Source organism: Azospirillum baldaniorum, from assembly GCF_003119195.2.
GTDB lineage: Bacteria > Pseudomonadota > Alphaproteobacteria > Azospirillales > Azospirillaceae > Azospirillum > Azospirillum baldaniorum.
In genome coordinates this window covers 597,257-619,947 of record NZ_CP022255.1, presented here as the reverse complement: position 1 = coordinate 619,947, position 22,691 = coordinate 597,257, and the positions used below count along the sequence as shown (strand labels likewise).

Annotated in this window: 14 protein-coding genes and 3 pseudogenes; 5 read left to right on the top strand and 12 right to left on the bottom strand. The window is 61.1% G+C overall.

Annotation, left to right across the window (positions count from 1 at the left end; genetic code table 11):
• Positions 1–4: 4 nt before the first annotated feature.
• From Sp245p_RS25055 to Sp245p_RS25030, 6 genes are all read right to left on the bottom strand, one after another.
• Positions 5–580, bottom strand: a complete 576-nt coding sequence (locus Sp245p_RS25055) for a helix-turn-helix domain-containing protein (protein ID WP_256380038.1) — start codon at positions 578–580, stop codon at positions 5–7.
• Positions 581–715: 135 nt separating this feature from the next.
• Complete coding sequence (locus Sp245p_RS25050; protein ID WP_014199590.1) at positions 716–1,909, bottom strand: hydantoinase/carbamoylase family amidase; 1,194 nt, start codon at positions 1,907–1,909, stop codon at positions 716–718.
• A gap of 121 nt (positions 1,910–2,030) precedes the next feature.
• Positions 2,031–3,101 (bottom strand): arginase family protein, encoded by a 1,071-nt coding sequence (locus tag Sp245p_RS25045; RefSeq protein ID WP_014199589.1) that lies wholly within the window; start codon positions 3,099–3,101, stop codon positions 2,031–2,033.
• 114 nt (positions 3,102–3,215) lie between these two features.
• Entirely contained in the window at positions 3,216–4,055 is an 840-nt protein-coding gene (locus Sp245p_RS25040; RefSeq protein WP_014199588.1) for a substrate-binding periplasmic protein, read from the bottom strand.
• A gap of 11 nt (positions 4,056–4,066) precedes the next feature.
• Entirely contained in the window at positions 4,067–4,822 is a 756-nt protein-coding gene (locus Sp245p_RS25035) for an amino acid ABC transporter ATP-binding protein (protein WP_014199587.1), read from the bottom strand.
• A 36-nt stretch (positions 4,823–4,858) separates the two neighbouring features.
• Positions 4,859–5,524: an amino acid ABC transporter permease gene (locus Sp245p_RS25030; RefSeq protein WP_041813935.1), complete on the bottom strand. Its 666-nt coding sequence runs from the start codon at positions 5,522–5,524 to the stop codon at positions 4,859–4,861.
• Positions 5,525–5,893: 369 nt separating this feature from the next.
• Here Sp245p_RS25030 and Sp245p_RS25025 point away from each other — a divergent pair.
• The 3 genes and pseudogenes from Sp245p_RS25025 to Sp245p_RS25015 form a co-directional block, all read left to right on the top strand.
• Positions 5,894–6,976: pseudogene (locus Sp245p_RS25025) on the top strand (transposase); the annotation flags it as partial.
• Between the two features lie 59 nt (positions 6,977–7,035).
• Positions 7,036–8,256, top strand: coding sequence for an IS256 family transposase (locus Sp245p_RS25020; RefSeq protein WP_109138360.1), 1,221 nt, complete (start codon positions 7,036–7,038; stop codon positions 8,254–8,256).
• A gap of 43 nt (positions 8,257–8,299) precedes the next feature.
• Positions 8,300–8,599: pseudogene (locus tag Sp245p_RS25015) on the top strand (transposase); the annotation flags it as partial.
• A gap of 78 nt (positions 8,600–8,677) precedes the next feature.
• Here Sp245p_RS25015 and Sp245p_RS25010 read toward each other — a convergent pair.
• The 4 genes from Sp245p_RS25010 to Sp245p_RS24995 all read right to left on the bottom strand — a co-directional run bounded on the left by Sp245p_RS25010 (position 8,678) and on the right by Sp245p_RS24995 (position 13,405).
• Positions 8,678–9,997: a capsular biosynthesis protein gene (locus Sp245p_RS25010; RefSeq protein WP_109138993.1), complete on the bottom strand. Its 1,320-nt coding sequence runs from the start codon at positions 9,995–9,997 to the stop codon at positions 8,678–8,680.
• Complete coding sequence (locus tag Sp245p_RS25005) at positions 9,997–11,433, bottom strand: GumC family protein (protein ID WP_129557227.1); 1,437 nt, start codon at positions 11,431–11,433, stop codon at positions 9,997–9,999. Before Sp245p_RS25005 ends, Sp245p_RS25010 begins: the two co-directional genes overlap by 1 nt.
• Positions 11,434–11,438: 5 nt before the next feature.
• Complete coding sequence (locus Sp245p_RS25000; protein WP_052584461.1) at positions 11,439–12,659, bottom strand: polysaccharide biosynthesis/export family protein; 1,221 nt, start codon at positions 12,657–12,659, stop codon at positions 11,439–11,441.
• A gap of 155 nt (positions 12,660–12,814) precedes the next feature.
• The gene (locus tag Sp245p_RS24995; protein WP_052584460.1) at positions 12,815–13,405 is read right to left on the bottom strand and encodes a putative pterin-binding protein; all 591 of its coding nucleotides are present in this window, start codon (positions 13,403–13,405) and stop codon (positions 12,815–12,817) included.
• A 141-nt stretch (positions 13,406–13,546) separates the two neighbouring features.
• Between Sp245p_RS24995 and Sp245p_RS24990 the strand changes: the two are divergent.
• Both Sp245p_RS24990 and Sp245p_RS24985 read left to right on the top strand, forming a co-directional pair.
• A pseudogene (locus Sp245p_RS24990) lies at positions 13,547–14,352 on the top strand (IS5 family transposase).
• A 71-nt stretch (positions 14,353–14,423) separates the two neighbouring features.
• On the top strand, positions 14,424–17,363 hold the full coding sequence (locus Sp245p_RS24985) for a hybrid sensor histidine kinase/response regulator (RefSeq protein WP_014198783.1): 2,940 nt from the start codon (positions 14,424–14,426) through the stop codon (positions 17,361–17,363).
• Positions 17,364–17,373: 10 nt separating this feature from the next.
• On the opposite strand, the gene Sp245p_RS24980 is transcribed toward Sp245p_RS24985, so the two are convergent.
• Together Sp245p_RS24980 and Sp245p_RS24975 are read right to left on the bottom strand one after the other, a co-directional pair.
• Positions 17,374–21,168, bottom strand: a complete 3,795-nt coding sequence (locus Sp245p_RS24980; protein ID WP_014198785.1) for a response regulator — start codon at positions 21,166–21,168, stop codon at positions 17,374–17,376.
• 28 nt (positions 21,169–21,196) lie between these two features.
• Positions 21,197–22,639 carry a sigma-54-dependent transcriptional regulator gene (locus Sp245p_RS24975; RefSeq protein WP_014198786.1) on the bottom strand — a complete coding sequence of 481 codons (1,443 nt, stop codon included), beginning with the start codon at positions 22,637–22,639 and terminating at the stop codon, positions 21,197–21,199.
• Between the last annotated feature and the right edge of the window lie 52 nt (positions 22,640–22,691).

Below are 22,691 nucleotides of genomic sequence, written 5' to 3'. Positions count from 1 at the left end.
ACTCTTAGAAGGTGGGCGGAGAGTTGAGCCACAGGACCGCGGCCGGAACGGTCCCCGGATTGGCGTAGCCGTGAGGAATCTCGGACGCGAAGAACGCAGCATCCCCCGCGCTCATCCGGGTGGTTTCGTCGCCCAGGATCAGGTCAATCTCACCCGACAGCACATAGACGAACTCTTCGCCCGGATGGGTGATGCAGCCGTCGGAACGTCCCCCGACGGCCACATGATGGATGTTCACCTGGAAGGAACTGCCCGGGGCGAGCACGGACAGGGCTTCGAGCTGCACACCGTCCCGCCCGCGCAGCAAGCCGTCGGACAGGATGGGACGATCCCCATTCCGAACGATGATCGCCGGCTGGGCCCGCTCGGTCGGCAGCAGGTTCCCGATGTTGGTGTCGAGCGCCGTGGCGATCCTGTGCAGCGTGTTGAGCGATGGCCGGGCCTTGCCCTTCTCGATCTTCGACAGCAGTGCCACCGAGCAGTCGCAGCTTTTCGCCAAGCTCGACAGGGTCATCTTGCGCGCCACGCGAAGCTCATGGAGCCGTCTGCCAAAATTTTCGGACAGAAATTCGTCCTGCATCATCCCTGACTTTCACGCTCCGCGCTCTTTTTCCCGAAAACCGTGCCGAAACACACCGGCGCAATCTCCGAAGGCCGCCATCCTATCGTCCCGGACCAACCTCCGCCACAGCGATGCAGTGCCGGGAGGGTCCGTTCACAGGCTCTCCGCGCAGGTGAAAACGGCCTGAGCGAGCACATGGGCGCCCAGAACGATGTCGTCCGCCCGCGTGTCCTCCACCGGCGTGTGGCTCCGCCCACCGATGCTCGGCACGAACAGCATGGCGGTCGGGACGCTCCGCGCCAGCACCATCGCGTCGTGGATCGCCCCGCTCGGCAATGGCATCGACCCGGCGCCCCGGGCGTCGGCGGCGTCGGCAACCAACCCCTGAAGCGTGGCGTCCAGCGACACCGGCGCCAGACGCCCGGCCTCCTCCAGCGAAACCCGCACCCCTTCCTGGCCGTCGAACTCGTCGACCAGCATCGCCAGCGCGGCGCTCAAGCTGTCCAGCGCCACCGGGTCGAGGTCGCGGAATTCGAGCAGAAGCTCGCCCCGCTCGACGACGACGTTCACAGCGCCGGGCTGGAGTGACACCTTGCCCAGGTTCCACACGCTGTCCGTCGAGCCGGCTTGGCGGAAACGGTGGTGGCAGGCGTCGGCGAAGCGGTAAAGCAGGCGGGCAGCATCGCGGCGCAGCGCGATCGGCGTCGTGCCCGCATGGTCGGCGCGGCCGTCGAACCGCACGGCGTAGCGGCGCATGCCGAAGATTCCGGTGACCACGCCGATGGGGAGGCCAGCGGCCTCCAGCCGCGGCCCCTGCTCGATGTGGGCCTCGAAGAAGGCGCGGTGCCGTTGCGGGTCGAGACGGATCGGCGGGGCGCTGCCCAGACCGGTGGTGGCCGCGTCCTCGGCGAATCCGGCCGGCAGGCCGGGCAGGTCGCCGCAGAAGGAGCGGCTGCCCAGGCAGCTCAGGAACCGGCCCTCCTCGTCGGAGAAGTCGATCAGGTCGATGCCGACTGGCGCGCCGGGGTGGGCCTCCATCCAGGCGCGGGCGATCTCCAGCCCGTAGGCGAGGCCGAGCGTGCCGTCCAGCCAGCCGCCGGTCGGCACGCTGTCGGAATGGGAACCGATCAGCACCGACCGGTCGGCGCCGGGGGCCGCGCCATACAGGTTGCCCACCGCGTCGATGGTCGCCCTGAGACCGATCTTTTCCATTTCGCCGGCCAGCCAGCGGCGGGCCGCCAAGTCCGCCGGTGAGAGCGCGGGCCGGCAGACGCCGGACCCCACCGCTCCGAATCCCGCCAGGGTCCGCAGGGTCGTCAGAACGGCGTCGCCATTGACGTTGAGCATCGATCGGTATTCCCAGCGCCTCCGCCGCCGACGGACGGGACGCTTCGCAAGGTTCGTAGGAAGGGAAACGGAGGAGAAGGGGCGGGGAGCGCGCGGGCGCGGCTCCCCGCCGCCAAGCTCGTCAGGTCCCGGTCTGGCCGGCCTTGCGCATGGCGAGGCCCGCCAGGAAGTAGGTCACCGCGTAGACAATGACCCGGTACATGATCGCCGAACCGGGCGGGATGCACAGGAAGGACAGCCCGTCGCAGCCGCGCTTGCCGACCTCGTGCGCGATGCGGATCGCCTCGTAGTCGGTCATGCCGATGGGCTCGGCCAGTTCGCCCAGGATGTCGCCCTCGGTCGGGCCGGCGCCGCCCAGAACGTCCATGTCGAAATGGGCGTAGACGCCGGCGGTGCCGTCGTAGGCGTGGCGCAGGTTGTCGATCACACCCTGGATGCCCAGCTCCGTCCGGATCTTCCACATCGGCATGAAGCACGCGCCGTTGCGCAGGTAGTGGCGGACGATCTCCGGATTCTCCAACATGCCGCGCTCGCCGATCTCCACCAGATTGCGGATGGCGTAGCTGGGGCAGTCACGGAACAGCTTGTCCTTCCAGTTGGTCGACCCGGCGACGTGGTCGTTCATGGTGGCCCAGTCGTAGGGCCAGCAGTCCCAGTGGGTGTCGAGGCTGATCATGCCGACCGGCCCCTTCACATGCTCGGCCACCGGCCGGCCGATCGCGTAGGAGGCGCAGGGTGAGTTCTGGCCGATGACGATCGGCACGGCGCCGGCGGCCAGCGCCGCCTTCACCTTGCGCTCGACGCCCTCCTGGGCCTCCAGGATGCGTTCGACCGTGCCCTCGTAGCTGGCTTCGAGGGGGATGTCGACGTCGCCATAATCGACGACCTTCAGATGCTCGAAGATGTCGAGGTCGAAGTCCTGCACGTAGCCGCCGCGGTAGCGGATCGACTGCTGGCGGACGCGGACGGTGGCGGCCAGCCATTCGGCCTTGTCGACGCCGCTGTATTTGGTTCCCCAGCCGGCGGCGAAGGGTGCGCCGATGATGACGGCGTCGGCGCCGGCCAGATCCTCGTCCCGGATGGCGTAGGGGACGCCGAGGAAGGTCGGCATGTCCGCCTTGATGCGGGGAAAGTGGGTCGTGCGCCAGGTTTTGCCGGCCAGGGTATCCTGCCAGCTCGGGTAATGCGGCATGGACGCAGATGTCCTCTTCGGGGGGCTTCGGGCGGCCGCGGCGGGGGAGGGGCGGCCGCGACGGATGCGCGGGGGTGGAGGGCCGGACGGGCGGGGCCATCCGGCCGCGGGCGATCAGGGGGCCTGCTTGGGGAATTCACGCAGGGCGGGCTCGTTCACGTAGCGGCCGCCGGTGATGTACTTGGCGGCGATCACGTCCCACTGGCCGGAAGTCAGCAGGTTGTCGAGCCCGACGTTGAGGACCGACTGCAGCTCGCTGTTGCCCTTGCGGACGGTCCAGGCGATCGGCAGGAAGTTCACCGGCCGGTCGTTGAACAGCATCTTCACGCCCGGCTGCTGCTCGGTGAAGCGGGTGGCCGTGAACAGATCCTCGAAGCTGGCGTCGGCGCGGCCGGCCGCCACCTCCATGAAGCCCGCGGTCAGGTTGCCGCCGGCCAGCGAGGTCATCTTGGCGTTGGGGATGGTGCGGCGCACGAAGTCCTCGGCGGCCGTGCCCTGGACCACGGCGATCCGCACGTCCGGCTTGTTCATGTCGGCCAGCGAGGCGAAGCGCGCCTCGTCGTTCTTTACCACGGCGACGCTGCCGAGATAGAAGATCGGCTTGGTGAAGTCGACGACGGTGGCGCGCTTCACGGTGGCGAAGGTCGCGCCGATGGACATGTCGAACTGGCCGGCCTGCAGCCCGGCGACGAAGTTCGCCCAGGTCGTCTCGATGAAGACCGGGCGGACGCCCATCTGCTCGGCGATGGCGCGCGCCGCGTCCACGTAGAAACCGGTCAGTTCGCCCGTCTTGGGGTCCTTGGCGGTGCCGGGCGGGGAGGGGATGTAGCCGATCTTCAGCTCGCCCTGCCGGACGATCTTCTCGACCTCGCCGGCGGCCTGCGCCTTGACGGCGCCGAAGGTCACCAGGGCGCCAACCACCAGCGACGAGATCAGCGTGCGGAATGCGGACATGTTCAGCCTCTTCAATGCAGGACGCGGGCAAGGAACGCGCGGGTCCTCGCGTTGTCCGGGTTGGTGAAAATCTTGCCTGGTGGCCCCTCTTCGACGATTCGGCCGCCTTCCATGAAGACGACCCGGCTCGCGACGTCGCGCGCGAAGCTCATTTCGTGGGTGACGATCACCATGGTCATGCCTTCGGCGGCGAGTTCGCGCATGGCGGTCAGCACCTCGCCGACCAGTTCGGGGTCGAGCGCCGAGGTCGGCTCGTCGAACAGCATCAGGCGCGGGCGCATCGCCAGGGCGCGGGCGATCGCGGCGCGCTGCTGCTGCCCGCCCGACAGCTTGGTCGGGCGGACGTCGCGTTTGTCGGCCAGCCCGACCTTGGCGAGAAGCTGCTCGGCGTGGCGGACCGCCTCGTCGCGCGCGACGCCCTTGACCTGGATCGGCCCCTCGATGACGTTCTGGAGCGTCGTCATGTGGGGGAACAGGTTGAAGTTCTGGAAGACCATGCCCATTTCGGCGCGCAGCCGGTTGGTCTGGCGCTCGGTGGCCAGCCGCCGCTGGCCGTTGGCCTCGACGTAGCCGACCAGCTCGTCGCCGAAGCGGACCTCGCCTTCGTCGTAGCGTTCCAGAAAGTTGATGCACTTCAGAAGCGTGCTCTTGCCGGAGCCGCTGGGTCCGATGATCGCCACGACGTCGTGGGGCTGCACGTCGAGATCGATGCCGCTCAGGACGCGCGCGCTGCCGTAGCTCTTCCCGAGGTTGGTGATGCGCAGCATAGGGGAAACTCCACCGGAGGATCGTGCGAGGATCGGTCAGGCCCGCATCTTCAGGCGCCGTTCCAGGCGCTGCGACAACCAGATCCAGGGGTAGGTGATGATGAAGAAGAAGATCGCCAGGAAGGTGTAGACCTCAAGCGGACGATAGGTCGTGGCGATGAGGTTGTTCGATTCCTGAAGAAGTTCGTAGACCGCGATCATCGAGCCGAGCGTCGTCAGCTTCATCAGGTTGGCGAATTCGTTGATCAGCGGCGGGATCATCTTCTGTCCGGCTTGGGGCAGGATGATGCGGCGGAGCGCCGTGAAGTGATTCATGCCGATGGACTTGGCGGCGAGAAACTGGCCGGTGTCCACTGCGTTGATGCCGGCCCGCACGATCTCCGACACATAGGCTCCGGAATGGATGCCGAGGGCGATGATGATCGAGGTCATCGCGCTGAGCTGGTAGCCGAAGATGATCGGGAAGCAGTAGTAGAGCCAGACAATCTGCACGAGCGCCGGAGTCGCGCGAATCATCTCGACATAGACGGATGTAACGGATCTTAAGAAGACACCGGACGACTCTCGGCTCACACCGACCAAGAGGCCGATGAACAGACCAATGGCGGATGACAGTAACGTTATCTGAAGCGTCGTAATGGCGCCGCGTGCGAAAATCGGCCAATACTCAAGTATTATGGCAAACTGCCATTCGTACCCCATCGCCGATGCCCCTGTTCATGGTCTGGCTTTGTCGCCAGACCTAATTTTGAATGGCATTCAAAATGCTCGATTGATTTGGCACTGTCAATGGGGTTTCGCGATGCGCAGGGCATCGGTTTCTGTCTTTTGAATGTTCAATCAGGGGTGGTGGAGGAGGCCGAGGCTGCGGCGGTCACATCTGCCGTCATGCCAATCCCAACTCCGGGGTAGCAACGCTGGCTGGGCTATAGTTGGTGGTCCAGGAATAGGAGACGGGTTTCCCGGAGATGAAAGAAGACCTCGATGAACCGCCCCTGATACCGCCGAGCTGGGTCTGTTGAAAAAGCGGTGAGTGACTGATTCGATGGCGGTGTGAGGGAGAACACCGCCATGATGGGTCAGCGGGATCGGCGCCAGCCCGAGCTGTTCGTTGCCGGATCGCGCAGGGATCTGGTGCTGGAGGACCATGTGCTGGTCCGGGTTGACAAGGTGCTCGACCTGAGCTGGCTGGAGGCGGAGGTGGCCGGGCTCTACCACGCGGGCATCGGCCGCCCCGGCATTGCGCCCGAGGTGGCGGTGCGCCTGATGCTGGCCGGGATGCTGCTGGGGATCGTGCATGACCGGCGCCTGATGCGCGAGGCCCAGGTCAACTTGGCCATCTGTTGGTTCATCGGCTATGGGCTGCACGAGCCGCTGCCGGATCATTCCAGCCTCACCTGGATCCGGCAACGCTGGGGAGCCGAGCGCTTTGAACGGATCTTCCGGCGCACCGTCCAGGCCTGCGTTGCGGCGCGGATCGCCACCGGCGAGGTCGCCCACCTCGACAGCTCCTTGATCCGCGCCAACGTCAGTTGGGATGCCATCGCCCGGCGCCATGTCGCGGCGGTGGAGAGCGCCAACACCGAGGACGGGGAGAGCGGCGCACCTGACGGCGGAACATCCCGGCGACGCGCTGCGCTGCCATCCGCGTGCACCACCGATCCCGACGCCAGCTTGGCGACCAACCGCAAGGGGCGGCGCAGCGAGCCGTCGTACAAGCATCACACCGCCGTCGATGCCGGATGCGGCGTGGTTCTCGATGTGGCGGTGACGACCGGCGCCGTCCATGACACCCAGACGGTCGGCGGGCAACTGGACGCCATCTCGGCGACCACTGGTGCCGCCATCCGGACGGCGAGCATGGATGCCAGCTACGCCATCACCCGCGTGCTCGCCGAACTGGAGGCGCGCCGCATCGAGGCGATTATCCCGACCAAGGCCGAGCACCCACCAAAACGCGGCGTAATCCCGGTGCGCCGGTTCAAGCTCGACGCCAAGAACCGGGTGGTCTGGTGCCCGGCCAAGCGGCTGTTGCGGCTGCACGGCAAGCCCGACAGCGATGGCTTTCAGGCGTACCGGGGGCGGGTTCCGGTGTGCCAAGCTTGCCGCCTGCGTCCGAAGTGTTTTGGCGCGACGATGAAGCGGCGGGCCATTCGGGAGTGTCCGGAATTTCGTGCTCGGCGGGGTTATCCTGAAGCGAAAGGAGCCCCTGCATGGCACGACGCAAAGAGCCGGTCATCCCGGACGCAATCCTCGACCAGCTGTTGGCCGGTGCTGACGCCAAGACGGCGTTCGATCCGAACGGCCTGCTCGACCAATTGAAGAAGGCGCTGACGGAGCGGGCGCTGAAGGCGGAGTTGGATCATCACCTGGCCGGTGACGAGAGTGGCAACCGGCGCAACGGCTACGGCCGCAAGACGGTGCTGACCGAGCGTGGGTCGATGGACCTGTCCATTCCACGCGACCGGACGGGCACGTTCGACCCGGCGCTGATCGCCAAGTACCAACGGCGCTTCCCCGGCTTCGACGAGAAGATCATCTCGATGTACGCGCGAGGCATGTCGACGCGGGAGATCACCGGGCATCTGCGGGAACTCTATGGCATCGAGGTCTCGGCCGACCTGATCTCCACGGTGACGGACGCGGTGATCGAGGAGGTGACGACGTGGCAGAACCGGCCCCTGGAGGCGATCTACCCGCTGGTGTTCCTGGATGCCATCCGGGTCAAGATCCGGGACGAAGGCCTGGTGCGCAACAAGGCCATCCATGTGGCCATCGGCGTGCGCGCCGACGGCGCCAAGGAGGTGCTGGGCCTGTGGATCGAGCAGAACGAAGGCGCCAAGTTCTGGCTGCGCGTGCTGAACGAGCTGAGGAACCGGGGCGTCGAGGACATCCTGCTGGCCGTGGTCGACGGGCTGAAGGGCTTTCCCGAGGCGATCGCCGCCGCCTATCCCGAAACCATCGTCCAGACCTGCATCGTCCACCTGTTGCGCCACAGCATGGAGTTCGCGTCCTGGAAGGAGCGCAAGACCATCGCCGCCGCGCTGAAGACGGTCTACGACGCCGTCGACGACAAGGCCGCCGAGGCGGCCCTGACCGCCTTCGAGGACGGACCCTGGGGTGAAAAGTACGCGGCCATCGGCAAGGCGTGGCGACGGGCGTGGCAGGAGGTCATTCCCTTCTTCGCCTTCCCCCGCGAGGTCCGGCGCATCCTCTACACCACCAATGCCATCGAGGCTTTGAACTCGAAGCTGCGCCGGGCGGTGCGCGCCAGGGGCCACTTCCCCAATGACGAGGCGGCCCTGAAGCTCCTGTTTCTCGTCTTGAACCGCGCCGAGAAAGACTGGAAGATGCCGCCGCGCGAATGGACGGCCGCCAAGGCGCAGATGGCCGTCATCTTCGGCGAGCGGTTCGCAAAGGCGATGAACGCCTGATACTCAACCCGCCCCGCCGAGCACGAAATTCCGGACACTCCCGGCCATTCTGCTGCATCAGGATCACCCGGCCCTGCTGCGTGCTCGGCGCAAATACGCCCGCTGGCAGGAGCGCGAACGGGGCGTCTACCGCAGCCACCGCATCCGTGTCGAAGGCTATCATGGCGAGGCCAAGACGTGGCATGGCCTGGGTCGCGCCGTCCGGCGCGGCCTCGACAACATGCGCATCCAGGCCTACCTCGCCGCCGCGGCCGTCAACCTCAAGCGGCTGGCCGCAGTCCTTCGCCTGATCCTGGATTGCGCCCGACAGCGTTCAACTGGATTGCAGCAGAAAGCCGCATAACGGCGAGCCGCCTCACCCAACTTGCCGGCACCTCCGCCAAGCCGCCTTTTTCAACAGACCCAGCTCGGCGGTATCAGGTCAGCAGCAATACGGTTTTTCGGGGTGCCCATTTTTATACGAACTATAAGGTTCTCGAATTGCCGCACCAACAACTATGAGGCAAGGCCAAATAAGATATGTTAATATTTCCAAATTCTCCGCAAATGTATAGAATCCTATAATTAGAATAAGGCATAGAGCTACCCTGCATAACGACGATGTCTGAGATTTAACCAAGAACTCGACCAGAGAGAAAAGTAGTGGAATGGCGAGCGCAGCAAATCCAATTATGCCCTTGACGTAGAGAAGTCCGTACCAACTGTGATGAGAGCCAATTGGCATAAACTCAACCAAATGAGGGCCTCGCTCAACTATTCCATGGCCCCATATTGGCGCTTCTGTTTGCCATCGATTAACGGCAATCCGTCCAAGTGTAGCGCGAACCCGACTCGATTCCGGCCGTGCGGCAGTGAACGTTTCCAACGCAGCGAAGTAAGCGTCCATAAGGAAATTTGCAACCAAGCCAGCAAAGGCAATCGCACCTGCACCAGAAAAAGCAACAATAGGCCGACGCATATTCGAGAAGAATATAGTGAGGGGCCAGGAAAAAACTATGACAATCAGCGCCAAGCGCGATTTGCTGAGAATCGCAACCATAGTCCACCCGATGATCCCAATCCACCGCCAACGTCTGCTTTTTTCCTGTATTGCGAATATAAAATAAACATTAGCAATGAACCCTGCCGCAGGTGCCCAAGGTGTAAAAAATCTCCAGCGCGGCGCACCTGTAGTTGCATCGATGTTGTAGAGCGTTACCGAGAAAAATTCTGGCCCTGGCCCTCCTACGATTTGCAAAGGTGAAACATAGAGCTGCGATGGTAAATTGACGATATAAGAAAAAAATAAAATTGGCATTAGGAGAAGGGCATGAAGAGCAATTATGCAGGTTGCGCGATAAATAACAGATGGCCTGATTTGCAATCCAGCTCCAATTGCAGGGAAAACAGCAAGAAGTGCCCAACCCTTTGCCCAGCCAATGCTGGATTTAATCATTTGTGGAATCCCAAGTCCAAAATCAACATGGGCTACGATCAATGCCAACTCCATTGCCAGCATTCCAGCAATCCAAACCCATACACCAATCGGAATCAAAGCCTGCTGATGCTGTGGCCGATCAGGTGTCTGCATGTACATGCGTGCAATCATAAAGAAAAATAAGGACCACCCAACCACAGGCGCTAAAATGTATAATGCGCCAATAAAGTAGAACGGCCATGTCCAAATCAAGGAAAATCGAACCAGTTTTTCTTCTGGAGTAAAAATATAATCTTCCAAACAATCTTGATATTTTTCTTTCATCAGAGAATACTCATTAACTTCTGTAGCATCGGCATACGAATCCAAAGCAAAGCTAAAGCAAAAGCCAGCATCACTGAACCGCCGAAGGCCCCTGCCAAGGCAAGGAGTTTGGGCAGTCGATCCGCCTTTAATGGTTCTACCGGATCTACCAAAATTTGAACCAGAGGATACGAAACGTAAAGATCCGATTTCCCAACATCGAGCCGAGCCATAGCTGAACTGAACACCGCCTCCGTGACTTGGTGGCTGCGTGTCAATTCGTCGAGCTTGGAAATCTTTTGACCAGCTGCATCGAGGCGTCGTTCATAGTCTAGTATGGTGCGTTCAACCGCTTCCGCCTGGGCACGGATTCCCTTCTCTTCTGCGAGTGCCGAGAGCATCGACTGGAACAGAGTAGTCCGCGGATCCGAAGGAGCCAGTGAAATCAGGCGCAAGATTCCTTCATCGGTGACTCCCGCAACCTCCTTGGCACGAAGGTGAAGTTGCTTCCGGATATTTTTTTCCTGTTCAGCTATTGTCATTACATCGGGGTGCTTCCACCCCATCGTGGCTGTCAGCCGCGCCAATTCTGCCGCCACGTCAGCCCATTGTGTCCGTAATTTGGCAAACAGAGGATCGCTTTGCAGTACCATGGCCATGGCAGCGGCATTAGGAGACACACCAAGATCGCTTGCCAAATTTCCGGCAAACCCAGCCCGTCTTTCCTGTTCAGCGACCAACATGGAGCGCTGTTGGCGCAATCGTTCGACCGTGACGGCAAGTTCCTTGAACTGCTCCATCGTCAAGAAGCCATGCTCCATCTGATGCGACAACAGAGCTTGGCTGGCTGCGTCCAACTTGTCCTTGAAGGAGCGTAAGTTCTGGATCATACCCAGCTCACGGCGCTGGGCCTCGTCGTTGCGCAGGCGGCTAAGCTGGTCCTGAAATGCATCCAGAAAGGCCCGAGCTTTGGCAAGGGCCAATTGCGGATTATCGGCTTTCACGGCGAAATCAATGAGTGATGTCTGATCAGTCAGAGTAATTTTGGGAACGCCGAACTGGGCCGGCTCAATATTCAACCGCTCGGCCGCTGCGGTGATCACGCCATCACTCATGGCGATGGCCTTGTAATTGACGGTTGGGCTGAGCGACGATCCGCCATAAGGCGAGGGAGTGTTGGACGAGGCGTTGCCGATGCTTTCCAAGCTGACATTGGCCATGCCTCCGGCTCCTGGCAGGATGAGAGTCCATCGGCAGGTAAAACTGGGCGGCGCCAAGAGCACAAAGGCCAAGGCTGGTCCCCACAACAAAAACAATCCCACCAACGCCAGCCTGAGGTATCGAGGCCCGCGGTGTCCACCAAAGCCCTTAAAGACACCATCCCGCAGGCGGCGCTTGCCACTGCGGCGCCGATGGTTTTCTTGTGGGGTTGCCCCGTCCATCACATCATCGCTCATCGTCGTCACCAGCGCGTGATGGAACGGACGACCGGAATCGGTACGACCGTTTCGAGCAGGGAGCGCATCACGTCGCGACCGTTGGTCACAGCCGAATCATAACAAGCGATTCCATCGCCCGGCAGCAGATATGGGTTGATCGTATCCCGGTCTTTGCTTCGCACCAGTTCTTCCACAGAACGCTCAATCACTTCGGTTTGCCGGGTGACCGGGTTTGTTGTCGCCAACACAACGCTGCGAGACGCATTGGTCAAACGAATGCCGCCGACACAGTTTGCCGAAATGGCGCCATGCAGAAGACGGGTGCCGTAGGGCACATTGGTTGCCTGGGTGGAGATCGCCGATTGGGCATTGCTGGCAGCTGGTTGTGTCAGGTTCGAAAGGAATACCCGGATGCCTGGCGGAGTGATTTGGGACGGGCGTACCAAATCACTGTGGATGCAGCCGGAACTTGGTACAAAGACCTGATCGCCATGCATGATGGGCGGATCTTCCATCCCGCTGCCGGTGAAGATGCCTGTGAGGTCAAGCACCCTGGTCGCTCCCCCCCGCGTCAATTGAACCCTGCTGAGGTCGGCATCGGGGCGGACGCCGCCAGCTCCCTTGATCGCGTAGCTGAGGTACCGGCCGGGTGTGCTGTCTCCCAGATCCTGATCCACCGCGCCATCGGGCTTCCGGTCACCAACGAGGGCTCGGCCAGGCTGAAACACTGCGCCGGCGACGCTGACCTGAATCGTCGCCCAATGCTTCAGTTTTGTGCTCACCCGAACCGTGGAGGCGTGGTAAAGACCAGCGGATATCAGGGCCCGCGCTACCTTTGCTTCAACCTGTTCGGCAGTCAGTCCAACAACGCGAACATCCTTCAGAAATGGAATGGTCAGCGTACCGTCCATGTTAACCGAGAAGGTCCCGGAAAGCGCCGTGTCGTTGTGGATGCGGACGTCCAACTGATCTCCCGGCGACAGCGGCACTGGAAGCTCTTCGGACACCGGGTTGTAATGCAAAGGCACGGCACTGTCGGGAAGCAATTTCTCAGGACAAGCGTTGGACGTGGCCCAACTGGGTCGGTTCTGCGGCATGTACGCCTCCTCAAGCGCCTCCCCGGGATCGTCTCTTGGGCCCGTCGCGGTGCATGCCGAAAGAACCAACATGGTTGAAACCAGCGCAAGCCAACGCATGAACATTCCAATCTTTTGCCTATGCATCCAATCAGTCTTGAGCTGCAAGCAATCTTCCTGCCAACGCCTTTGGGGGACGGATACGCGACTCTATCCCTTAGAATTAGATTGATTATATCGATCTTCTCTCGTTTTGCGAATCTTTGAGAAATGAGAATCGCAAATAGCGACGACATGCCATCAAATGCGGAACGTGGTGATGGTCAATCGGTGACCTCGATCGCTTTAAGCTGCCAAATCCACCGCTCATTGTAGCTTTTCTGCATCAATTCAGAATGCTGGTCACGGGGGTAAACGATCCAAAGATATCCCTTGTCCCTGGGATTGAGGCGAACTCCATCCATTTCGAAGGCTGCAATCACGCCGAAGCGGCGGAAATCCTCGACCGGAATGCGAACACGATAATCATTGGCCGCTACCGCATTCACGAAGTTACCTTGAGCGCCGACAGCATCAAGAATTCGGTAAATCTCTACTCCGTGAAACTTTCGAACTCCGTCGGTCCATGGGGTGGAGGTCGCAATCTCCACCGATCCGAGGGCCTGCAATCCAGCCAGATCAAAACGAACAGACTGGTTACCTGCATTCGATGCCAGCACGCCGCTCACCGTCAATGACAGCGGGTCAGTTTTCTTGGTTTCTTCAGGTTCGGCGGCATTGGCAATACTGAACAGAAGCATGCTGATACCCAGAAATAATGTGAAAGAGCGCATGATCATAAACTCCTGGTGAATGATGGAATGGTGGAAAGCAATTGTCAGGCCAGTGGCGGGGTTATCGCCGCTTTTCACCATCCTGATCCAAAGCCCGGCCTGAATCCGGCATGAATCTTGTAGGTTGAGAACCCGCCCGCGACTTCCACGCACATGACGAAAGTTCCTTCCGATGAGCATAAGAGTGCGTAACAAAACCGGCCAGGAACGGTTGGTAGGGGCATGGCAGCCCCTCTTGTTTCCGACGCCTTGTGGGCGATCATCGAACCGCTGATCCCGCCGGAGCCGCCCAAGCCAAAAGGCGGACGGCCCCGGTTGGACGATCGTGCGGCGCTGACCGGCATCCTGTTCGTGCTGCGCACGGGCATCCCTTGGGAGCTTCTGCCGGTGGAGATGGGCTGCGGCTCGGGGATGACCTGCTGGCGGCGTCTGCACGAGTGGCATCGGGCCGGGGTATGGGAGCGACTGCATCGCGTGCTGCTCGACCGGCTCGGCTATGCCAACGCCATCAACTGGGATCGGGCGGCGGTGGACAGCGCCAGCGTTCCAGCAAAAAGGGGGGCGAGGAGACTGGCCCGAACCCGACGGATCGCGGCAAGCCGGGCTCCAAGCGTCACATCCTCGTCGATGCCAATGGCATCCCACTCGCCCTGAAGATTTCGCCGGCCAACCGGCACGATAGCAAGCTGCTGGAGACGCTGGTCGATGCCGTGCCGGCGATCCGCCAGTGTGCGGGCCGGCCACGGCGCCGCCCGGCCAAGTTGCACGCCGACAAGGGCTACGACTTTGCACACTGCCGGCGGGCGCTGCGCCAACGAGCGATCATTCCGCGGATCGCCCGGCGTGGCGTCGAGAGCAGCGAGCGTCTTGGCCGACACCGATGGGTGGTCGAGCGGACGCTCGCATGGTTCGCCCGCTTCCGCCGCATCGCCGTCCGATACGAACGGCGCGCCGACATCTTCACCGCCTTTCACCACATCGCCGCCAGCCTCATCTGCTGGCGCTTCGTCCAAAGATGGTTCTGTTAGGCGCTCTAAGTCCAACCGCAATCGCCAGACTGCAGGCCCTGTTTGGGGCATCACGATGGCAGGATAGGCGTTTGGCCAATTGGGGGTTGGTTGCGCTGGTGGTCGTGTTCTTCCTGGTTCTGACGGCCGGGTTGGCCATGATCGTGATTCAGCAGAACCAGCGTGATGTCCTGTGGGTGGAAGGTGGATACTGGGGAGCGGCGCAGTTGGAGATCGAGACGCTCCGCACCATAGACGCCCTGGACGCCGTATCCATCGGTGTCGGCGATGGAGACGATGCCCGCCAGCGTTTCGACATCCTATGGAGCCGCGTCACTTATTTTGATGGGGGCGAGGCGGCGCGCAGCGTGTCCGGCATTGCCGGTGCGGCAGCAATTCTCAACGCATTCCGCACTGAACTCGCAAAGCTGGATCCGGCCATCCTCTCCCTCGGATCGCGGCCTGAGGAGGCGTTTCGGGTGGCCCAGACGCTACGGCACCAAATCGTCTCTTTGCATGAATTTGGCGTGCTGGTCAGGGGACAGGAAACCAGGACGTTGTTGGCGCTGCTTGATGATGGAGGCACCATCGCGGCCGTCATGCTGTCCTTCGCAGCGGTTGTATACATCATAGGATCGCTGATCGTCGGCCTCCTTCTTCGCAGCATGACCCGTACCCAGTCCCTGCTGTCCCAAGTCGAAGCCGCGCGGCGCGATGCCGATCGAGCGCATTCGCGCCTAATGCAGGCCGTCGAAGCTTTGCCGCAAGCTTTTGTTCTGTTCGACGAGCAGGACCGCTTGAGCGTCTGCAACACGAGGTATCGAGAAACCTATGCCAACGTCGCAGATCTAATTGTGCCGGGCGTCCGCTTCGAAACCCTGTTGCGCGCCGGTATTTCCCGGTATCGAAAAGGTCTGAGTTCCGCCGATCAGCTGGAGCGTATCCGCCACCGTATGCGGTTGCATCGTTCCAACCCCGGGCCGATTGAGGTGTTGCTGGATGACGGGCGCTGGATCCTGGTCGAGGATCGTCTGACAAGTGATGGCTATGTCGTCGGCTTGCGCACCGACATCACGAATCTGCGACTTCGCGAGGAAGAGCTTCGCCGCAGTCGCCGCAGTCTGGCGGATGCTCAACGACTGGCTCGGATCGGAAGTTGGGAATGGTGTCCAGAAGACGGACACATTGACTGTTCCGACGAGACTGAGCGCCTGCTGGGCACGCACCCAAACGAGGATATCAAAAGCAACTGGATTGGCGAGGCTGTCCGGTCCTGTCAGGAGACCGACCATGACTATCGCAAGGAATGTTTGTTCCAGGCGCCTGATGGAGAGAACCGCCAGTTGGTTATTTCCGCGCATAGAGAATCCGGGACGGATGGCAATGCCTGTCGTATCATTGGGACGGTACAGGACGTTACGGTTCAACGCGCAGCCGAAGCCGCGCTGATAGTCGCCAAGCAGGCGGCGGAACGTGCAAGCTTGGCCAAATCCGAGTTCCTGGCAATGATGAGCCACGAAATCCGGACGCCTATCAATGGCGTCATCGGCACTCTCGGGTTGATTATGGATCATCAGATGGGCGCCGAACAGAAGCGCTTGGTCTCGATTGCTCGGCGAAGTGCAGAAGACTTGCTCGAAATCCTGAACGACATTCTCGATCTCAGCAAGATGGAGGCAGGGCGACTGGAGTTTGAGGATTCTGCGGTTCACCTCCATGATCTGGTCGAGAGCGTTGTCGATCTGATTACCCCTGCAGCTCAGGAAAAGGGGATTGACATCCATGTATCAGTCGATCCTGAGCTGCCGCAATATGTCCGCGGAGATGAAGGTCGCACCCGACAAATTTTGCTGAATCTGGCTGGAAATGCCGTGAAGTTCACGGAAAAGGGCCATATTCGCATCCATTTGGACGCTGCACGCACAGATGCAGCCGGGAAGCAGGTTCGCGTATCGGTACTCGACACGGGCATAGGCATTCCCTTCGACCGGCAGCATGAGGTTTTTGCCGAGTTCAATCAACTCGATCGGTCTTATGCCCGTCGATTTGGAGGAACCGGGCTTGGGCTTGCGATCTGCAAGCGGCTGGTATCGCTGATGGGAGGGACAATCGGCTTTTCCAGTGAGCCGGCGCAAGGTTCAACATTCTGGTTTACGTGGCCGTTGGCGGCTGCGGAACACCCTGCCGATTCTGTTTTGACACAATCGGGACCGGAACTGGACTGGGGGGAGGAGTTGTCGCGTCTCGGCCGCTGCCCCAGAGTGCTTGTCGCCGAAGACAACGCTACCAACCAGTTGATTATCCGCACACTGTTGGAACGAGTGGGCTGCCGGGTCGATACGGTTGCCAACGGTGTCGAAGCTGTTCAGGCGGCGCCGTTGGGATTCGATATCATTTTTATGGATCTTCAGATGCCGGAAATGGATGGCTTTGAAGCGACATTGCGAATCCGGTCGTCATCGTTCGATCGACGTTGTCCCATCGTGGCTTTGACCGCCAACGCTTTGGAAGACGCACGGCAACGCTGTGAGGAAGCCGGCATGGATGGGTTCCTGTTGAAGCCGGTCAAACCACAAGCGCTCCAACATGCGATCATGGCGGCGTTGCGCCTGGATATGGTAGCCACGCCGTCGCTCCTCATCCCCAATGCACGTATGGATCAGCCCAACATCGATTTGGATACACTTGATGCGCTGGCAAAGGAACTCGATGATGCATCGCTGGAATCAATTCTTGCCTTTTTCATAAGCGACTCACAGGTTCGGGCGGACCATCTCGTCAATGCGGTCGAATGCCGAAACTTGGACGGCGTGAAGCGGGAGGCCCATAGCCTCGCCGGCAGCGCACAGACGTTTGGGGCTATTCGTCTGGCATCCCTATGCCGACAGGCGGAAGAAGCTTGCATTCTCAACGACAGTGGAATGGCATTGGCCTTGGCCCAATCCATTGGTGGGGTACTGGACGGTGATTTGAACGAACTGGTTGTGACGGCACGGGCAAGATACTCCACCACAGCGTCTTCTGGCGGTTAACGTGCTTCAGTCAAACACCCTCCCTTTGCAGGAACCGGCGGTGAAGTGCATTCATCGCCGCCTGCGCCGTCTCCAGCAAAGGCTCCACAGCGGTCAACACGGCCTCGTCATCACCAGATTTCTGCAGACGTTCGAGGCGCGTAGCCTTCTCCGACAACTTCAACAGACCGAAGCTGGCACACGTGCTGGATAGGTCATGCATCTCCCGGGCAAGACGAGGGGCATCTCTCCGCCCAGCGAGGTCGGCGATGCGCTCCATGCGCTCTTGCATGTCGCTGTAAAAGCAACGCATCAGAAACAAGAAGTCGTTGACTGGAACCGAGGCCACCAGATCGACCAAGATCGGCTCGTGGATGCAGGAATCGTTATCGCTCCGTGCTTGGCCAGTCCGGTGGTCGTCGACAGCCAGCCGCAAGTGTTGTCCTGCTCCACGTCCCATATCCAGCCAGCGGTTGATCACACCAAGAAGGGCCGACCGTTCGAAGGGTTTGGTTACGACATCGTTCATGCCGGCCCGAAGGCACCGTTCACGGGTTTCGATCATGGCGTCCGCCGTCAAGGCAATAACCGGCACGGTTGCCCGAGGTCCCCTCAAAGCGCGAATGTGCTCGGTCGCCTCGAAGCCGGTCAGGTTGGGCATTTGGACATCCATCAGGACAAGGTCGTACGGTCGGAGCGACATGGCTTCCAGCGCCTGCACGCCGTCGTCGACAATGTCCACGGTGAATCCGGCGCGGCGCAGCAAGGTCGCGGCGATCAACTGATTGGTGGCGTTGTCTTCGGCGATCAGAATATGCGCTGAGCGTGCCGGGGGGCGGTTGATTTCACGTTCAGGCGGATGGTGCGACCGTGCCGGTGTGGCCAGCGGAGCATCCAAGCCATCGGAAAACAGGCGACCCAGGATGCTGGACAGGGCGGCCATGCGGATCGGCCGGGCCAGACAGGCAAAAGGCACAAGCTTGTCATTTCCGGTCGACGCCAGCGGTGCCCCATAGGAGCACACCAGTATGATCCTTGGCGCATAGTCGGAACGGTCCAAACCGAATTGCAGCAGCGTGTCCGAGACAGTGTCGAACAGGGATTGGCTGACAAAAACCACGTCGAAAGGATGGCCGCTCGTCACCGCTTTAGCCAATGCTGCGCGCGCGGTTTGGGCATCGGAAGCCTCCTGCACATCCAAGGTCAACGAACGCAATTGTGCGGTTAGGATGCGGCGATTGAACCCAGGCGGCTTGATCACCAGCGCGTGCCGCCCCGTGAAGCTCATCCACTCGGATTGCTGGGAGGACCCGTTCGCGATGCGTATGGGAACCTCGACGGTGAACTGACTGCCGGTGGCTTGATCGCTTTTGACGGTAATTCTGCCCTGCATGAGTTCGGTGAGCTGCTTGCAAATCGCAAGGCCTAACCCGGTCCCCCCATAGCGGCGAGCAATGGTGCGGTCGACTTGCTCGAAGCGGCTGAACAAACGGCTGATCGCCTCGGAGGGAATCCCGATGCCGGTGTCGATGACGTCGAAGCGCAGCGTATGAATTGTTTCGGAGTTGCCGTCGGTCTGCGTCTGAATACCAGTCTCAATGACGACATTGCCGGTCTCGGTGTATTTAACCGCGTTTCCAACCAGATTAACGAGTATTTGCCGCAGCCGGGTCGCATCGCCCAGAACGGTGTGGCGTGCCTCCGGGGACAGGAGGATTCCGAGATCGATCCCTTTCTCATGCGCTTTCGGCCAAAGCAATTCGACAACCCCTTCCAGCAGGTCGGCGGGATTGAAAGGAAGCGTCTCCAACTCCACCCGCCCTGCCTCCAGCTTGGACATGTCCAGGATGTCGTTGATGATGGTGAGAAGCGCGTTTGCGGAGGAGCGCACGGCTTGGGCAAACTGCAGTTGTTCGCCGATCAGGCCGGTTTCGAGCAGCAGGTCCGTCATCCCGATGACACCGTTCATAGGTGTGCGGATCTCGTGGCTCATCGCAGCCAGAAAGTCGGATTTTGCGTGGGTTGCCGCTTCCGCTTCGTCCCGGGCCAGCCGGAGAGCGTCGGTGACCTCTTCCAGCGCTTCCGTTCGCTCTCGCAACATCGCTTGAGTCTGTTCCAAATCCGCAATCTTGCGTTTCAGCTCCTCTTCGGTGCTTTTCAGGCGGCTGATGTCGGTCCGAATTCCAACCATGCCGCCATCGCTGGTCCGCCGATCGCTGATAAGCAACCAGGAGCCGTTCCCCAACGCTTGCTCGAATGGCTCCTTCCCATGGCTTTTCCGATAGCTCAAACGCTCCTGCACCCAATCGTCGACGCGGCCGATGGCCTCGGCGTACTGTCCCCTCTCGGCACCTTGACGGATGATGTTCTCGAAGCGGGCACCAGGGACAATCAGGTCGGCGCTGAGGGAATAGAGCTGCCGGTAAGTCTCGTTGCATATGACAAGACGATCGTCGGCATCGTAAAGGACGAACGCCTCGGAGATCGATTCGATCGCGTCGCGCAAGACCCGCTCGGTTTGGCGCAAAGCCCGCTCGACCCGATGCCGTTCGGTTATGTCGATGGCGAAGCCGATGAATCCCATCGCCTGCTCGTGATGGTCATATTGCGGGGTGATGAACGCTGTCACCCAAACCGGTGGGGCATTGTCACCGCCAAGCAAGTGGAACTCGGTCTGGAACGGCGTCAGCGCGCCCTGCGGAGTTGCCCAAGCGGTCAAGGCTTCGGCATGATCATCGGGATGGATCACGTTGGTCCAATGCATACTGAGAACCTTCTCGGCGCTCTCCTGGCTGAGACGCGACCACGCATTGTTGATGTAAGTGAGGCGGCCATCCAACGTCGTGCGAAAGATGATCACCGGCGACAGTTGCGCCAGTGCCTGGAAACTCCGCTCGCCTTCAAGCTTGGCCGCTTCCGCGATCAGCCGGTCGGTGATGTCGAGCATCATGCCGCGCAATCGGGTCAGTGTGCCGTACCCGTCACGGACAAACAGTCCCCTGACGTCGACGTGCCGAAGGTCACCGGCTTGGCCGACGATACGCGCCTCGACGGTGAAGGTTTCGCCATCATGGAAAGCGCGTTGCAGTTGCGTCAGCACCGCCAAGCGGTCCGACTCGTGAAAGCAATCGGCGAAGCCGGCCAATCCGGTATGCCGTGTCCGGATGACCGGCTGGGCGGCCATGGCCGCCCCTCCGCCGCTCCAGCTGAAGGCACCTGCGGTCGGATCGAAGGTCCAGTACCCAACATCCGTGCTGAGGGCGAGGAGCCGGTTGCGCTCCATCGCCTCGGCTTCCGATTGGCGGCAGTGTTCGATTTCCAGCCGTATGTCCATTTGATCAACGACCAGCTGTGCCATCCGTTGCAGGCTTACCCGTTGACTGGAGGACAGCGAGGCGCGTGGCTTGACGTCGATGAGGCACAGAGTTCCGAGCCGAAATCCATCCTTCGTGATGAGCGGGGCGCCGGCGTAGAAACGAATGCCAGGCGCCCCCGTCACCAGGGGGTTGCAGGAGAACCGCTTGTCCTGTGTGGCGTCGGGAACCACCAGCGGCTCGTCCTGAAGGATGGCGTGCGCGCAGAACGCCACGTCACGCGGCGTCTGGACAATGTCCAGCCCCTGACGGCTCTTGAACCATTGCCGGCCGGCGTCGACCAGCGAAACCAACACGATGGGCGTGTCGAAGACTCCGGCCGCCAGTTTGGTGATCGTGTCGAACTCGGGTTCCGGGTCGGTGTCGAGGATACGGTAGGCTTTGAGCACCTCGAGGCGCGCCAACTCCTCCCTCGGCAGCGGAGCCACGGATTGCGCAGGAGGTTCGATCATGCGGCTTGCCTTTCCACGTCGTCGCTCTTCAAGCCACAGGCATTTCCGTCTTCCAAATCTGGAGCTTGCGGTAGATGGTCGACGGGCTGATTTCAAGACGGGTGGCCGCCTTCGGCACGTCGTTGTCATAAAGCGCCAAGGCGCGCAGGATCAGATCCTTCTCCACTTGCCAGAGGGGACGCAGGCCATCGTCGCGATCCATCTCGGACACCGATTCCCGTAGCGCCGCGCCCTCGTTCCGCCTCGGCGGAAGGGGCGGGGGAGTGGGCGACGGTCGAACGCTGCTCAAAGGCGGCGGCAGCATGTCCGGCGTCATCGTCTCACCATCATGGAGAACCACGACGTTGCGCAGGACATTGATCAATTGGCGCACGTTGCCAGGCCAGTCATAAGACCGAAACACCGCTTCAACCTCCGGCGACAGGGTTGAAAAGCGTCGCCCCTCCTCCGCAGACAGGTCGGCCATGACACGCCGCGCGATGAGCAGGACATCATCGCCCCGTTCTCTCAAGGCCGGTAAATGGATGGGGACGACATACAGGCGGTAATACAGATCCTCGCGGAACCGACCGGCCTGGACTTCCACCAAGGGATCGCGGTTGGTGGCGGCGACGAAACGGACATCGATTTTTTCCGTGCGCGCCGAGCCAACAGGCTGGACCACTCCAGTCTGCAGGAAGCGAAGCAGCTTGGCTTGAAGATCATAAGGCATCTCGCCGATTTCATCGAGAAACAGGGTTCCGCCATTGGCCTGTTGTGCCGCCCCGGCCCGGTCTGAGGTGGCGCCGGTGAAAGCGCCCTTCACATGGCCGAAGATTTCGCTTTCCAGCAAATCCTTGGGGATTGCCGCGCAGTTCAGGGTCACAAAGGGCCCCGACCGTCTCGGGCCCGAGCGATGGATCGCTTCGGCCGCCAGTTCCTTGCCTGTACCGCTCTCGCCCGTGACGAACACGCTGGCTTTGCTGGACGCCACGGTTTCAATCACCCGGTAGACCGCCTGCATCTCGTCACAAGCGCCGACGAAGCCCTGAAAATGATCGCGACCAAGGTCACGGCGGTAGTTCCGGACGATCCGTCCCAGCACATTGCGTTCGGCTGCGTTGCGCAGGGTGACCGACAGACGGTCTGCACTGAACGGCTTGACCAGAAAATCGAAGGCTCCGGCACGCATGGCTTGGACAGCGGTGCCGACGGAACCATTCGCCGTGATGATAACCATGGCGATGGACGGATCATGATCGCGGAATGCTTTGAGAACCTCCAGCCCATCCATGTCGGGCAAGTTCAGATCCAGCAAAACCACATCGGGTGGATGGTCGTGCAGCGTCGCCGTGGCGGCAGCGCCGGTTTCGACATGCCGAACATCAAAAGGAAGCGCTGACATGTACTGCTCATAGAGGCGGGCGAGAGGAATTGTATCCTCGACCAGCAAAACTCGCTGACGCGACGCTGTGGTCAACGCTTCGGTCATGGTGCTTTTCCTGTCCCACCGAAAACCCGATCATGGCTCATTGGGCGAGATC